Here is a 470-nt window from a genome sequence, read left to right on the forward strand (position 1 = left end):
CTGAGCAACACCACCCTGGGCGGTGCGGACTTTGCCACTAAAGGCCAAGCCGCAAGCGAAGAGCAGCTGAACGCAGCCCAAGCCAACCTGGCGAACCTGCTCGGCGGTAACGCGGCCAACGACAAAGGCAACGTGACCACCACCGACATCGGCGGTACCGGCAAAGACAACGTTCACGACGCCATTGCCGCAGTGAAAGAAACTGCCGACAAAGGCTGGAACCTGAACGCCAACGACGAAACCTCGTCTGAAAAAATCGGCGCAGGCGACACCGTAACCTTCAAAGAAGGCAAAAACGTCAAAGTCAGCCGCGACGGTAAGAACATCACCGTAGCGACTTCAGACGACGTCTCCTTCGACAAAGTGACCGTAGGCGGCAGCGTACTGACCGACAACGGACTGACTGTGGGCAACGGCAAAGCAGGCAAGCCCGTCAGCCTGACCAAAGACGGTCTGAACAACGGCGGCAA

At 58.3% G+C, this 470-nt stretch carries 1 pseudogene; it reads left to right on the forward strand.

Annotated features, from left to right (window positions below):
* Positions 1-470, forward strand: a pseudogene (locus tag HMPREF3050_RS14710) (hypothetical protein); the annotation flags it as partial.

The sequence above is a fragment of the Neisseria sp. HMSC065D04 genome (assembly GCF_001815675.1).
Taxonomy (GTDB): Bacteria; Pseudomonadota; Gammaproteobacteria; order Burkholderiales; family Neisseriaceae; genus Neisseria.